Origin of the sequence: Amycolatopsis keratiniphila, assembly GCF_000400635.2 — a bacterium.
Taxonomy (GTDB): domain Bacteria; phylum Actinomycetota; class Actinomycetes; order Mycobacteriales; family Pseudonocardiaceae; genus Amycolatopsis; species Amycolatopsis keratiniphila.
This window is the reverse complement of record NC_021252.1, coordinates 3,523,087-3,536,411: the sequence shown is the minus strand read 5'-3', so window position 1 is coordinate 3,536,411 and position 13,325 is coordinate 3,523,087. Positions and strand designations below refer to the sequence as shown.

General features: G+C 69.9%; 10 protein-coding genes. 4 read left to right on the top strand and 6 right to left on the bottom strand.

Going from position 1 to position 13,325, the window contains the following annotated elements; translation table 11 throughout:
* Positions 1-51: 51 nt before the first annotated feature.
* A complete protein-coding gene (locus AORI_RS57270) occupies positions 52-840 on the bottom strand; it encodes a S1 family peptidase (RefSeq protein WP_016333611.1) in 789 nt (262 codons plus the stop codon).
* A 208-nt stretch (positions 841-1,048) separates the two neighbouring features.
* On the opposite strand from AORI_RS57270, the gene AORI_RS57265 reads away from it, so the two are divergent.
* A complete protein-coding gene (locus AORI_RS57265; RefSeq protein ID WP_016333610.1) occupies positions 1,049-1,849 on the top strand; it encodes an SAM-dependent methyltransferase in 801 nt (266 codons plus the stop codon).
* A 24-nt stretch (positions 1,850-1,873) separates the two neighbouring features.
* Here the strand turns inward: AORI_RS57265 and AORI_RS57260 are convergent, their stop codons facing one another.
* Both AORI_RS57260 and AORI_RS57255 read right to left on the bottom strand, forming a co-directional pair.
* Positions 1,874-3,073 carry an NAD(P)/FAD-dependent oxidoreductase gene (locus AORI_RS57260; protein ID WP_016333609.1) on the bottom strand — a complete coding sequence of 400 codons (1,200 nt, stop codon included), beginning with the start codon at positions 3,071-3,073 and terminating at the stop codon, positions 1,874-1,876.
* A gap of 385 nt (positions 3,074-3,458) precedes the next feature.
* Positions 3,459-4,226 (bottom strand): dioxygenase family protein, encoded by a 768-nt coding sequence (locus AORI_RS57255; RefSeq protein ID WP_016333608.1) that lies wholly within the window; start codon positions 4,224-4,226, stop codon positions 3,459-3,461.
* 364 nt (positions 4,227-4,590) lie between these two features.
* On the opposite strand from AORI_RS57255, the gene AORI_RS57250 reads away from it, so the two are divergent.
* From AORI_RS57250 to AORI_RS57240, 3 genes are all read left to right on the top strand, one after another.
* Positions 4,591-5,268 carry a sensor histidine kinase gene (locus AORI_RS57250; protein WP_016333607.1) on the top strand — a complete coding sequence of 226 codons (678 nt, stop codon included), beginning with the start codon at positions 4,591-4,593 and terminating at the stop codon, positions 5,266-5,268.
* A 5-nt stretch (positions 5,269-5,273) separates the two neighbouring features.
* On the top strand, positions 5,274-5,924 hold the full coding sequence (locus AORI_RS57245; protein WP_016333606.1) for a response regulator: 651 nt from the start codon (positions 5,274-5,276) through the stop codon (positions 5,922-5,924).
* 99 nt (positions 5,925-6,023) lie between these two features.
* A complete protein-coding gene (locus AORI_RS57240; RefSeq protein ID WP_016333605.1) occupies positions 6,024-6,647 on the top strand; it encodes a response regulator transcription factor in 624 nt (207 codons plus the stop codon).
* Between the two features lie 7 nt (positions 6,648-6,654).
* On the opposite strand, the gene AORI_RS57235 is transcribed toward AORI_RS57240, so the two are convergent.
* The 3 genes from AORI_RS57235 to AORI_RS57225 all read right to left on the bottom strand — a co-directional run bounded on the left by AORI_RS57235 (position 6,655) and on the right by AORI_RS57225 (position 13,324).
* Entirely contained in the window at positions 6,655-7,974 is a 1,320-nt protein-coding gene (locus AORI_RS57235) for a COG1470 family protein (RefSeq protein WP_016333604.1), read from the bottom strand.
* A gap of 371 nt (positions 7,975-8,345) precedes the next feature.
* Complete coding sequence (locus AORI_RS57230; protein ID WP_016333602.1) at positions 8,346-12,338, bottom strand: VWA domain-containing protein; 3,993 nt, start codon at positions 12,336-12,338, stop codon at positions 8,346-8,348.
* Between the two features lie 11 nt (positions 12,339-12,349).
* A complete protein-coding gene (locus tag AORI_RS57225) occupies positions 12,350-13,324 on the bottom strand; it encodes an NADase-type glycan-binding domain-containing protein (RefSeq protein ID WP_016333601.1) in 975 nt (324 codons plus the stop codon).
* Between the last annotated feature and the right edge of the window lies 1 nt (position 13,325).

Genomic DNA, 13,325 nt, shown 5'->3' with positions numbered 1-13,325 from the left:
GGATCGCGGTGAACGGGCGAGGACGGTCTCATCACCGTCCTCGCCCGTTTGTCACGCCTCGCTACCGGAGTGGCCCGCCTGCTGCTCGGCGATCCAGTCCCGGTACACCGTCACATCGGTCCAAATGCCCAGACCGCTGGCGCACTTCGGGTCCGCGTCGCCATCGCGGCTGGTGGCGCCGACCAGTTCCCACTCGCCCGGCCTGCCCTTGATCTGCGGCCCGCCCGAGTCGCCGTAGCAGCCCATCGCGTCCGGCGTGTCGGAACCGGTGCAGATCTCCTTGCCCGTGGCCAGATTTCGGCAATCTTCCGCCGGCCGCACCTTGGTGTCGAGCTCCTGGAGGATCTCCGGCGCCCCGCAGGTCTGGTCGGCGCAGTGCTCACCCCAGCCGAGGATCCGGGTCGCCGTGCCCGCTTCGCCCACCGCCCCGGCGATCTTGATCGGCTTCTCGCTCACCGCTTTGTCCAACCGCACCAACGCGATGTCCGCGCCCGGCGGGTTCTGCCCGACGAAGTCCGGATGCACGATGATCCGGCTGACACCGGTCTCCGTACCCCCGCTGTTGTGCTGCCGCGCCCCGATCCTGGTCCTGATCTCCCCCGGCTGCGCTCCCTTCACACAGTGCGCCGCGGTCACCACCCAGTTCTCGCTGATCAGCGAGCCGCCGCAGAAATGGTTGCCGCCCTGCTGCAGCGACACCATGAACGAGTAGTCCTCCGTGGCGTCGTGCCCGCCGATGACGTAGGGCGTCGGCCCCTCGGCCGCCGCGGCGACCCCCGGGATCAGCATCGCTCCCGCCGCGGCCAGCCCGACCGCCAGTACCCCTGTTTTGCGAAGCATTATCGTGATCTCCCCGTAGACGACGAATTACTTACCGTCGTCACACTATGAGGCGAAGATCATGACCGGATCGGCTCATCGGCCGGGGCGCCATCGGCCGAATGGCCGACCCAGTGTGACCGCGTCACACGATAGGCGTCCAGGGGCGGAGTCGGTACGGTGCTGGTGACATAAGGGTTTCCAGCTGTCGACGCGTTGCGAGGTGTGGGTGTCCGTGCAGGGTGAACGGGTTCCAGAGGGAGTCGACGTCCGCTTGCCCAGCGCGGCCCGGGTCTACGACTGGCTGCTCGGCGGCAGCCACAACTTCGACTCCGACCGCGCCGTCGGGGAGAAGGTCGTGGCCGTCCTGCCGTCCGGGCGCCGGGTCGCCGCGTCCAACCGGGCGTTCCTGCGCCGTGCCGTGCGGTACATGGTCTCCCACGGCATCACCCAGTTCCTCGATCTGGGCTCGGGGATCCCGACCGTCGGCAACGTGCACGAAATCGCGCAGGAGATGGATCCCGGCTGCAAGGTGGTCTACGTCGACTACGACAAGGTCGCCGTCGCGCACAGCCGCCTCATCCTCGACGGGAATCCGAACGCCACCGTCGTCGAGGCGGACCTCTGCCAGCCTGAAGAGGTGCTGAACTCCGCGGCGACGCGAGAGATGCTGGACTTCGACCGGCCGATCGGGCTGCTCATGGTGGCCGTCTTCCATTTCATCCCGGACAGCCTGCGCCCCGCCGAGATCGTCGCCCGGTACCGCGAAACGCTGCCTTCCGGCAGCCTGGTCGCGCTGTCGCATTTGACCGCCGACCACGCGCCCGATGCGATGGCGGCGGTCACCGAGGCGATGAAGAACAGCTGGGACCCCATGTATTTCCGCCCTTACGCCGAGGTCGCCGCCCTGTTCGACGGACTGGACCTGGTCGAACCCGGTGTCGTGAGCGCGCCACTGTGGCATGCGGAACCAGGTCTTCGCGACATCGAGCCGGACGACGTCTACGCCGGCGTCGGGCGCAAAGTCTGAACGTCCGACGCCACTCCTCCCGGCTCAGCCGACGGCGACCTCCCCCAGTGGCACCGAGGTGTCGGCGAGCCGGTCGGGGTTCACCGGACGTCCGCCGCGGATCAAGGCCTTGATCGGGTCGGTGACGTCCCAGACGTTGACGTTCATCCCCGCCAGCACCCGGTCTCCCTTGAGCCAGAAGGCGATGAACTCCCTGGCCCCGACGTCGCCGCGGAAGACGACCCGGTCGTGACCGGCGTTGTGGCCGAGGTACTCCATCCCGAGGTCGTACTGGTCGGTGAAGAAACACGGGAGTTCGTCGTAGGTTTCGTCCTTGCCGAGCATCCCGGCGGCCGCGACGGCGGGCTGCTTGAGCGCGTTCGCCCAGTGCTCCACCCGGACGGGACGGCCCAGGAACGGGTGGTCCGCGTTGGCGACGTCCCCGGCGGCGAAGATGTCCGGGTCGCCGGTGCACAGGTGCGCGTCGACGCGGATGCCGTTGTCCACGGTCAATCCGGCGGCTTCGGCCAGCTCGGTGTTCGGCACCGCGCCGACCCCGACGAGGACGGCGTCGGCGTCGACACGTGTGCCGTCGGCGAGGCTGACGTGCTTCGCGCCCGCTTCGGCCACCTTGACCCGGAACCGCAGGTCGACGCCGTGTGCGGCGTGCAGGTCCGCGAACACCCTGGCCACGTCGGGTCCCAGCGCGGGCAGCAGCGGCAGCTCGAGTGCTTCCAGCACCGTCACGTCGAGACCGGCCTGCCTGGCCGCCGCCGCGGCTTCGAGACCGATCCACCCGGCGCCGACCACCGCGAGCCGGGACCCGGTCTCCAGTACCTGCCGCAGCCGCTCGGAGTCGCCGAGGCGGCGCAGCGTGAGCGCGTCCTCCGCGCCCGGCAGGACGCGAGGTTCGGCCCCCGTCGTCAGCAGCAGCTTGGTGTAGCCGACCCGGGTGCCGTCGGCGAGTTCGACCTCGTGGGCCGCGCGATGGATCGCGGTGACGCGGGCGCCGAGCCGCAGCTCGACCTCGTGGCCGGAGTACCAGCCCTCGTCGTGCACGAAGGCGCTGTCCGGCCCGGCTTTGCCGGTGAGCATGTCCTTCGAGAGCGGCGGCCGTTCGTACGGGCGGTGCCCCTCATCGCCGAGCAGCACGATCCGTCCGTCGAATCCCTTGTCTCGTAAGGCTTCCGCGGCCTTCGCACCGGCAAGGCCGGCACCGATGACCACGAACGTCGGCGATTCCACTTTGTCAGCTCCTCATGGGTCGGGTGGATCATGCGTCATGGCGGACTCCTTTTCGCCAACGAAGTTTGGTCTTATTCTCGTCGGCGGTCAAGTCCGCAGGTAGGCGACACTCGATCGGAGTTGATCCAGCGGGTCACGGTGTTATGAAGGGGGCGGCTTCGGCCCGCGGGGCTACTCGGCGTGGCCGTGAGCGGGTGAGTGCTACGACGAGTGAGGGGTGTGTGGATATAGGGACGTTCAATGTCCCTATATCCACACACCCCTCAGTGACCGGACCGGTCGAGCCGTTCGTCGGCCTCTTCGACGGGCCGAAGGCTCCCTTCGCCGCATCGGACGCGGCGAAGGGAGCCTTCGGCCCGTTTGGTGTCACATGATGGCGCTCGCCCTAGTCGGGGCGGCCGACCTGGGTGTTCGACAGGTCGAGACCGATGGCGAAGTCCGCCGTGTAGCCGGTCCCGCTCTGCTGCGGACGCAGCAGCATCTGCGATCCGCCGTTGCGGTAGATCGAGTCCCGGCTGTTGGTCGTGTCGGCCGGGCCTTTCCGCCGGTACGGATCAGTCCGCAGATAGGCCGCGCCGAACTCGGGCGTGAAGTAGAGCTGCGAAGTGAACTCGTACGGACGGCCGTTGGTTCCGGTGGTGCGTATTTTGACGTGGATATGCAGTGTGCGTCCGGTGTACCAGCCGGGAAGAATGGTGGTGAACCGGGCCGTGCCCGCCTGATCGGTGTTCTGATAACCGCGCAGGAAACGGCGGCCGCGACTGCCCTGGGACGGAATGTCGGAATACAGCCCGAACGCGTCGCACTGCCAGAGGTCGATCATCGCTCCGGGCAGCGCGGTGCACTGCTGCTGGCGAACCTGTTGAACGGTGAAATTGATTACCAGCGCGGTGCCGGGAACCAGTTGTCCGGTGGATGGCTCACTGCGGATATCGGAGCGATTGAGCCGCTCGTCTACGAAGTACGGACCCTCCATTTGCTCTGGCTTGACCACGCAATCCAGCGTGCAGACCTCGGGGGTGCCCGCGGCGGGAGTGGTGGTGCTCGCCGCCGCGGAGCCCGCGGCGGCGAGTGTCGCGCCGGCGGCACCGAGCAGAATCAACGCCTGCCGCCTGCCGAGCACCCGGCCTACCGGTTCGTCATCGTCATGCATAAGGTTCCTTTTCGCCAAATGATGGGAGCGGGGAACTGAGCGCAACAGAAGGATTCGCTCGCAGGGTGCCGCGCGGATCCGATTGTCCGTGAAGGCCCGTCCACTGTCGAGAAAGTTCACTCGCGCGCATCATACTTCGAAGCGAGCACCATCATTTTATGACCCGAATTCTCGAATCCCCGTTACGGCATTCCGCCGCCACTCGGGTCACGGTCGCCCAAGCCGCCGCCCGCATCGGCTCCAAACCGTTACCTGAACTCGCGGCAGGTGGGGAAACGCCGGGACCGGATTCCGCGACTAGTACCGCGAGTGACCAGAACGCTACGCACCACCGAGCCGCACCACCGCCCGGACGGGGGAGAAAATGCGCCGGACCTTCGTCGTCACCGACGTCGTTCATCCTGCCGGGTACGAGGACCGGCTCCGGACGGTGCTCAGCGACCTCCACGACGGCGTCGGGCCGACACTCGCCGTGGCCGTGCTCGGGTTGCGCGCGGCCCGTGATCTGCTCGTCCGCGACCGAGCCGGGGCCGAGCGTCTCCTGTCCCGGCTCGAGGATGAGCTCTACGGCGCCATCACCGAACTGCGCCGCATCGTGACCGACGCGCGGCCGCCCGCGCTCGACGAGGCGGGCCTCGTCACGGCCGTGCGCCGGTACGCCGGGCTGCTCGCCGACCGGGTCCCCGCCGAGCACGGCCCGCTCGCGGTGACGGTCGAGGTCCGCCGTGAGCTGCCGCCGCTGTCGGCCGCGGTGGAGGTCGCCGCGTACCGGATCATCCGCGAGGCGCTCGTGAACATCGCCCGCCACTCCGGTGCCCGGCAGTGCACGGTGCGCCTCTGGCCGCTGGACGGCGATCTGCGCGTGGAGATCGTCGACGACGGGGTCGGCACGGGCGGGGAGCCGCTGCCCGCGGCCGGCGGGACCGGGTTGCGTTCGATGCGGGAACGCGCCGTCGACCTCGGCGGCGGCTGCGTGGTAGAGCCGGTGTCCTCGGGCGGCACCCGGATCGCCGCCTGGCTGCCGCTCGCCACCCAGGAGTGAACACGATGTTCCCGCCCCTCCGCGTCCTCGTGGTGGACGATCATCCCGCCTTCCGGACGGCCATCTGCGCGATGCTCGGCGGTACCCACGGCATCGACGTCGTCGGGCAGGCCGCCGACGGCCTCACCGCGGTCGCGGAAGCGGGCAGGCTGGAGCCCGACGTCATCCTGATGGACCTGAACCTGCCGGACCTCGACGGCGTCGAGGCGACCCGCCGGATCGTGAGGGCCTGCCCGCACACCGGTGTGCTCATGCTGACCATGTTCGAGAACGAGGCCGCCGTGTTCGCCGCCATGCGCGCGGGTGCGCGCGGCTACCTGCTCAAGGGGGCGCGCAACGAGCAGGTCGTCCGCGCGGTACGGGTGATCGGCGACGGCGAGGCGATCTTCAGCCCGGCGATCGCGACCCAGGTGCTTTCCCTGCTGGGCACGGAAACCCCGCGCGACGAGTCGTTCCCGAAGCTGACCGCGCGCGAACGGGAGATCATGCGGCTCATCGCGCGGGGCATGGGGAACGCCTCCATCGCCGACCAGCTGGTGCTCAGCCCGAAAACCGTGCGGAACCACGTGTCCCACATCTTCCGCAAGCTTCAGGTCACCGACCGAGCGCAGGCCATCGCCAAGATCAGGAAGGCGGGCGTCGCTCGATCGGAGTAGCAAAGCGGGACATATCGGGACTCCGGATCCCTGTTCGGGAAACCTCGTCCGCACGATCCTTGGGAATGACGAAACACCGTTCGCGGGAGGGGTTCATCGATGCTCGTCGACCAGATCCCGGTGCTGCTCCATGCCACCGACACCATCACGCACGCGGGTGTCACCGCCGCGCTGCGCGCACGCCCTGAGATCCGTTTCGCCGACGACACCGACGAGCCGGCCGTCGTACTGGTCATCGTCGAGCGGCTGAACGAGGAGGCGCGGCAATTGCTGCGCAGTCTCAATTGCGCCGGCTGTGCCGGGGTCGTCCTGGTCGCCGGGGAGGTGGACGACTCGGAGCTGCTGGACGTCGTGGGCAACGGTGTCTCCGCGATCATCCGGCGGGCCGACGCCACTCCCGACACCCTGGTGCGGCTGGTGAAGGCCGCGGCCGCCGGGGAGGGCGCGCTGCCGCCGGATCTGCTCGGGCGCCTGCTGTCCAGGGTGTCCCGGTTGCAGCGGGACGTGCTGCAACCGAACGGCTGGGATCTGGCCGGGATGTCGCACCGCGAGACCCAGGTGCTGCGGATGGTCGCCGACGGTTTCGAGACGAAGGAGATCGCCGATCGGCTGAGCTATTCCGAGCGGACGGTGAAATCGATCCTGCACGACATCACCAACCGTTTCCAGCTCCGCAACCGCGCTCACGCCGTCGCGTTCGCCTTGCGCGAGGGGTTGATCTGATCGGCGTCTATTCGACGCGGCCGGAGAAGGAGACCGACGGGGTGCACCGGCTGCCGCCTCCCGGCGTCTGACAGCTGACCGCGAGCACGATCTTCTCGCCGGGGGCGAACCGCCATGCTTGCAACCAGTGGTGATCGAGGTCGCGGAAGTTCGCGAGGCCGACTTCGAGCAGGACCGTCTTGGTGCCACCGGAATCCCGCAGCAGCCGCAGGGTTCCGTTGTCACCACGCGGGTTCTGCAGAATGAGGTCGGTGACGACCAGGGTCTTCGAGGCATCCGGCATGGCGTAGGGGAATTCGGCGAAGCGGTTGACGTTCGAGTCGACCGCCGCGTCCGCCGCCACGCGGAAGTCGGTCGGTGTCCCGTTGGCGTTGCCCGCCGGGTTCGGGACACCGTTCGACGCCCTGGGGCCGGGCGGCGCGCCGTCCGGCGGCGGGGTCAGCCCGACGGCCTTCATCGCGTCCTCGGAGTTCTGTTTGGCCTGATCGGCGTCCTTCTTCGCCTCACCCGCGGCGCCACCGGCGTCCTGCGCGGCCTTGATCACCTCCTGGTTCTGTTCCTGAGCGGCTTCACGGGCGGCCGACTTCACCGCGGGCCTCAGGACGGTGAACCACAGTGTCACCAAGGCCAGCAACAGCACCAGGAGCGCGGCCAGCGCCGGCAGCAACCACTTCGGCAGCAACTGTCGTTGCACCATGGTGGCTTCGGTCTTGAGCGGTTCGGCGTTGTCGGCGACGACGAACACCTGGAAGCGATGCCGTACGGGTTGCCCGCGCAGGAACCGTTTCCGCGGCCGGGCCCGCAGGCGGACGAACGCGGCCGTGCCCGGCGCGAGGTCGGCGCGGTTCCGTTCGAGCTGGAAGTCGAGCTCGTCCTCGGGGTCGAGCGCGCTCAGTTCGACGGCGACCGGGTGGTTGCCGCGGTTGTCGACGGCGACTTCGAAGTCGGCCTTGGAACCGGCCTCCACCTTCGACGGGACGACTTCGGCGGTCACCTCGGTGAACGCGCCGAGCTGGAGGGTGCCCTCCTCGACCACCGACCCCGCCGGGTCCTCACTCGAGAAAACCTTGACACCGAAAGGAATCAGGCCCGCCCGGACGTCGGACGAGCGTGGCGGCGCGAACCGGACGACGACCGTGCCCGCCTCGCCGGGCAGCAGGTTCACCGTCGCCGGTTCCGCGGTGGCCCAGGCTCCCGGGTCGCCGACCACCTCGATCGCGAACTGATCGACGACCCGGCCGGCATTGCGGATCGTCACCGAGCAGCTGATCTCCTGGCCCGGTTCCGCGACCAGACCCGCCTCGGACAGCGTCGCCGTTGCTCCCATACCCGGAAGTCTGCGCGTCCGGCGTCGCGACCGGCACCAGCGGACGGGTGTGCGGCCGTGCGCCGGTCGTTGCCCATAGGGGCAGTGTGCTTGGAAGCGGTCCGAGCGGTTTCATGCCGTCACGAGTGGGCTGAAGGCTCCCTTCACCGCGTCCGATGCGGCGAAAGGAGCCTTCGCCCCGGCCGGACACTGCCCGTGATTGGCGTTTCGGGCTACAGGCGCGGCGTGAGCGAAGACGTGACTCGCGTGATCAGGCACGTAACTCGCGTGACTGAAGGCCGAACTCGCGTGTTCCGCCGCTGATCACGCGAGTTCTGGCTTCAATCACGCGAGTTCCGGCTTCGATCACGTGAGTGCGGTGTCGCGACCTTTCAGCCCCGGGTGATGAACGGCGGTTGCAGGGTGCGGAGCACGACCAGGATCGGATTCGACCCCACCGTCCCGAATTTCACGCCGCCCACCGAGGTCACGTTCACCGTGCGCGGGCCGATCAGGTCGTGGTGGAAGATCAAGAAGTACGCCTCGAACCTTCCGTCGGCGCCGACCCTCACCACCCCCGGCGCGGAGATGCCCGCCGACCAGGCCAGCCGGACCATCGCGCCCGGCGGGAAGTCCGTTCCCCGCACCCGCGGGACGAAGCCGAGCGTGCCGATCTTCGGATCCACCTCGACCACCGGCTGCCGGACCAGCACCCGCGCGGTCGCCGTGTCGTCCCCGGCGTTGTTGTCCGGGCCGGTGGTGCTCACCGTGCCGGACACCTGGCCGTCGAAAGCCGCCTTGGCGGCCAAGGAGATCCGGACCGTCACGGTCTGCCCCGGCCCGACCGTCCCGAGCGCGCAACTTCCGGGCACACATCCGGGCGCGGCCGAAGTCGCGGGGAGCCCGGGTGGCAGCTGGGTCGTGAGCCGGACGGACGGCATCGGGGCCTGGGAACCGTTGTGCACCAGGTAGGTCAGCACCACGTCGTCGCCACCGACGAACAACGGGACCGCCGAGACCGACATCCCGACCGACAAGGATCCGGGAGTCACCGGTGGCGCGGGCTTCTCGCCGACCGTCACGACCGCGGTCGCGGAGTCGTCCCGTGGTTCGGCGTCGGGACCGGTGGTGGTGACCGTGCCGGTCGCCGCCTGCGCTCCGGCGGCCAGGCCGGTCGCGCCGAACCGCACCCGGACCTCCTCCCCCGGCACCAGCGTGCCGAACGCGCACACCAGCCCGGGGGTGCAGGTGCCCTTGGTCGGGAGCACCGCCGCCGATCGCAGACCGGCGGTCAGCCGGACGAACAGCCCCACCACGGGCGACGTGGTGGCGCCGCGGTTGGTGACGACGAACTCGAACGTGGTGAGTCCTTCGAACGGGATCGCGGCGGGTACGGCGCTCGCGCTCACAGCGAGGTCGGGGATCCGCTGGAACGTGGGCTGCGAGGCCCCGCCGGGGCCGTCGATCAGGATCCGGCCGTCGCCGCCGGTGAACGGCACGACCGCGATCCGTGGCGAGGACTCGCCCGGCGAGTTCGTATAGGCGACGAGCCCGCCGTCCGGAGACCAGGCCGGATCATCGACGAAACCCGTGCGCTGCACCAGGATCCGGCCCTGGCCACCGTCGGCGGGCGCCACGCAGACCAGCGCGTTGCCGCTCTGGAACGCGAGCGTGGCTCCGTCCGGCGAGACGTCCGCCGCGCCTTCCGCGCCCGCACCGCAACCCGGGCCGAACCGCGACGAAAGGTCACGCTGGTCCCCCGGCACGACGACATCGGGTGAAGGCTGGGTCAGGGTGACCTGCCACAACTGCTTCCGCCGGTCTTCTCCCGGCGGGGCGACGGCCATGACCGCGGTCTCGACGGCGGTGCCGTTCCTCCCTCTCGCCGTGCACGTCACCGTGGTGGCACCGACCGGGAACAGGCTGCCGGACGACGGCGTGCAGCTCGGCTCGAGCGGGCTCCCGTCCACGTCCACCGCGGTCGCGGGATATTCGATCACCATGGGGCCGGTCCCGGTCACCGTCCGGTCGTGCAACGTGATCAGGGGCAGGGCCGGATCCTTGACTCGCACGGTGACGTTTTCGGTGTATCCGGGCCGCACGGTGGACTCCCCGTTCAACCGGAATTCCACACGGCAGCGCAGGAAAGCGCCCACGGCGGCTGTCCGCGACACCGTCACCGTTTCGGTGAACCGCGCGTTCGTGCCGCCGGGAACGCTCTGCGGGCCCGCGGGATCGAACGTCATCGCGAGGCCGGGATCGCAGAAGCTCACCGGCTGCACGCTGACCGGGAGATCACCGATGCCCGCGATGATCGCCTCCGAGATCCGCCCGGCGTCGGTGTCGGGCGTGAGGACACCGCTGGTGGCGCTGGTGATCGCGGTCGCCTGTCCTCGCGCGTCGAGGCCGCGGTCGGGATCCGTGCTCGACCCGGTGACCGCGGGAACGGCCACCACGCTGATCTTCGCCGCGTTCAGCGCGGCGATCACCTCCGCCCTCGGCGGGGTCTCGTGGCTCGCGGCGTCGCCGACGAGGACGACGACCCGGCTGCTGCCCGGCCGGAAGGTGATGGCTCCGGTCGCGACCTTTTGCAAGGCCAGAAGCCAGTCCTCGGCGGTGTCCCCGCCGCCCGTCGCCTTGATCCGGGCGAACGCGTCGGACAGCAGCTTCCGCTCGGCCTCGGTGCCCGCCGGGGTCAGCGGCTGCTGCACATCGAACGGGCGCGGCTCGGGGTCGCCCGCGTCGCCGAAGGCCGCGACGGCGAACTGTGCTTCCTTCTCCCGCTCCCGCACGCTGTCGATGACCGTGCCGAGGTTCGTCTTGACCTGTTCGATCACCCCGCCCATGGAGCCGGTCTGGTCCATCAGCAGGACGATGTCCGGCAGGGACCGGATCCGGTCGGTCTGCACCGTCTTGGCGATCCGCGCCGACCCGCCGCGCCCCACCGGCATGTCCACCGTCGCGGGGTCCACTCTGGACGGTCCCGGCGGCCCGATCCGGGTGGCGGCCCGGGTGAGCGTGATCTTCGTCCCGTCCGCCGACCACACCGGCTGCGAGTCGTCCCCGCGCAGATGCGCCGGGATCGGGATGTCGCCGAGAACACGGCCGTCGGCGACGCGCACGATCCGGACGAAGCTGTCGGAACCGTCACCGATCGACACGGTCCGGGTGAACGCGATCTTCGTCGCGTCCGGCGACCATGCCGGGTGGCGCTCCCGTTTGCCTTCCTCGGCCCCGGTCAGCGGTCGCGGCGCGGCGCCATCCGCGTTCGCCACGACGATCCGGCTGGTCCGGAACTCACCGGTGCCGAATTCCGTGTAGGCCAGCGCAGTCCCGTCCGGGGAGAAGGCGGGATCGGCTTCGTCCGCGTCCGGGCGGTTCGTGAGGTCGCGGCGGTCGCCGCCGCGCGCGTCCGCGCTCCAGATGTCGGTCGTGGCCCCGCCGCGGAGCTGGGTGAACACCGGCTGCCCATCGGCGCGGAAGGTCGGTTCGGTCTCGCCGGCGCCGGACAGCGCGGAGATGACCGAGACCTGACCGCCGGGCAGGGTGACCTGTTCGACGTCACCGAGCGGATCCGGTTGACGGGTGGTGAAGGCCAGCCGCGTGCCGTCCGGCGACCACGCCGGCTCGGACGAATCACCGGGTTCCGGTACCGCCCGGGTGACCGCGCCGCCGGTGTCGGCCATGACCACGACATCCCCGGCCGGGTCGAACCTGGTGGTGGTGAACGCGATCCGGGCACCGGTGGGGGCCCAGGCCGGCTGGGTGTCCGCGCCGGGGTCGGCGGTCAGGCGCGTCGGCGCGCCGCCGCGCGACGGCACGGTGTAGAGGTCGCCTGCCGGATCCTCGCCGGTACCGCTGAACACGAGACGGCCGCCGTCGGGCGACCAGCTCGGCGAATCGTCCGCGGCCGGTCCGGAGGTCACCTGACGCAGCCCGCGACCGTCGACGCCGATCACGAAGATGTCCTTGCTGCCCGTGCGCTCCGAGACGAACGCGACCGACGAACCGTCGGGTGACAACGCCGGCCGCGTGTCGGCGGTCGCGTCGTCGGTCAGGCGCACCGGGGCCCGGGTGCCGTCGCGCAGGTACCAGAGCTCGCCGTCGTGCTCGGCCCGTCTGCTCACCCACACCAGGCCGCCTTTGCCCGCGGACGCGTCGGAATCGACGCTTCCGACGCCCGGCGGCAGAGCGGCCACCACGCCCGCACCGGAGACCTGGAACAGGCCCGTGGTCGCGGCGCTGACGTAGCCGACGCGGTACGGCGCGGCGGGAGGCGCGGGCTGCTGCGCCGCGGTCGGCGCGAGCACCCCGGTGATCGCCGCTCCGCCCAGCACCGCGACGAACGCGATCGCCACCACCGCTCGGTTCGGGCGCATGGTCATCCAGTCCTTCCTCAGCCGGCCTCGAACAGCTCGATCTCGGAGATCGCCACGTCCATGCCGTCCAGCGAGCGATGCAGCCCGACCACGTGCAGCTCGACACCCGTCGCGCCCGCGCTGTTCTCGATCGGGATCTCCTGGGCGTCCGGCGTGTCGGCCAGCACCATGTCGTAGGTCTTGCCGGTGGAGAACACGAGATGCAGGGTCTTCGGCCGGTGCGCGGCCTGGAAGTTCGCGCCGTTGCCCGAGTGCACGATCGCCTTCCGCAGATCGACCGGACGGTCGAAGGTGAACACCAGTACGGGTTCGCCCTGGCCGGCAGCCGCCCAGAAGGTGTTCTTCGCGTTGTCGCTGACCAGGCTCCCCGGATGGCCGGGCGACTGCGCGCTCGCGGAAACCTTGCTCGGGCGCACCGGGTTCAGCTTCGTCTCGAAGATCCCCGTCACCTGACTCCACAGACCGACCGCGGCGGTGTTGATCGCACCCCGGAACGGTTGGTACAGCGCGTAGATCAGCGCCGAAAGCACCAGCATCACCGCGATCACCCGCCGGACGGCCTTGCCAACCTGGCGGCGCGCGGCACCGGCGCGGCCGGCGCGACGGCGGACACCGTCCTTACCCGGCCGATCCCCCGCCTTGTGCTCCCGGGGGCCGCGGCGGAACAGCCGCCGCCACCACGAGGTCTTCACGACCTCCGATTCGGCCAGGGACTCGCCGCAGCGGCCGCAGAAGTTGCGGGTGGGCACGTTGCCCTTGCCGCATCTGCCGCAGATCAGGTCACCCGGTTTGAGGACCTGCTCTTCGACCGTCCGCTGCTGCGGCTGCCGGACCGGCGCGAGCGGTTCGGCGGGCTGCACGACCTGGTGCTGGGCGACCGGTTGGGCCACCGCGACGGGTTCCTCGTCGTCCCATTTCAGGTACCGCCCGCATTCGCCGCAGAACTCGACGTCGGCGGGCCCCTGATGCCCGCATTCCCGGTAGATGACCATC

Excerpts from the sequence above, each read along its gene's own strand:
- AORI_RS57225 (WP_016333601.1), bottom strand. The coding sequence starts at position 13,324 with ATGGTCATCTACCGGGAATGCGGGCATCAGGGGCCCGCCGACGTCGAG.
- AORI_RS57240 (WP_016333605.1), top strand. The coding sequence starts at position 6,024 with ATGCTCGTCGACCAGATCCCGGTGCTGCTCCATGCCACCGACACCATC.
- AORI_RS57255 (WP_016333608.1), bottom strand. The coding sequence starts at position 4,226 with ATGCATGACGATGACGAACCGGTAGGCCGGGTGCTCGGCAGGCGGCAG.
- AORI_RS57250 (WP_016333607.1), top strand. The coding sequence starts at position 4,591 with ATGCGCCGGACCTTCGTCGTCACCGACGTCGTTCATCCTGCCGGGTAC.
- AORI_RS57270 (WP_016333611.1), bottom strand. The coding sequence starts at position 840 with ATGCTTCGCAAAACAGGGGTACTGGCGGTCGGGCTGGCCGCGGCGGGA.
- AORI_RS57245 (WP_016333606.1), top strand. The coding sequence starts at position 5,274 with ATGTTCCCGCCCCTCCGCGTCCTCGTGGTGGACGATCATCCCGCCTTC.
- AORI_RS57235 (WP_016333604.1), bottom strand. The coding sequence starts at position 7,974 with ATGGGAGCAACGGCGACGCTGTCCGAGGCGGGTCTGGTCGCGGAACCG.
- AORI_RS57230 (WP_016333602.1), bottom strand. The coding sequence starts at position 12,338 with ATGACCATGCGCCCGAACCGAGCGGTGGTGGCGATCGCGTTCGTCGCG.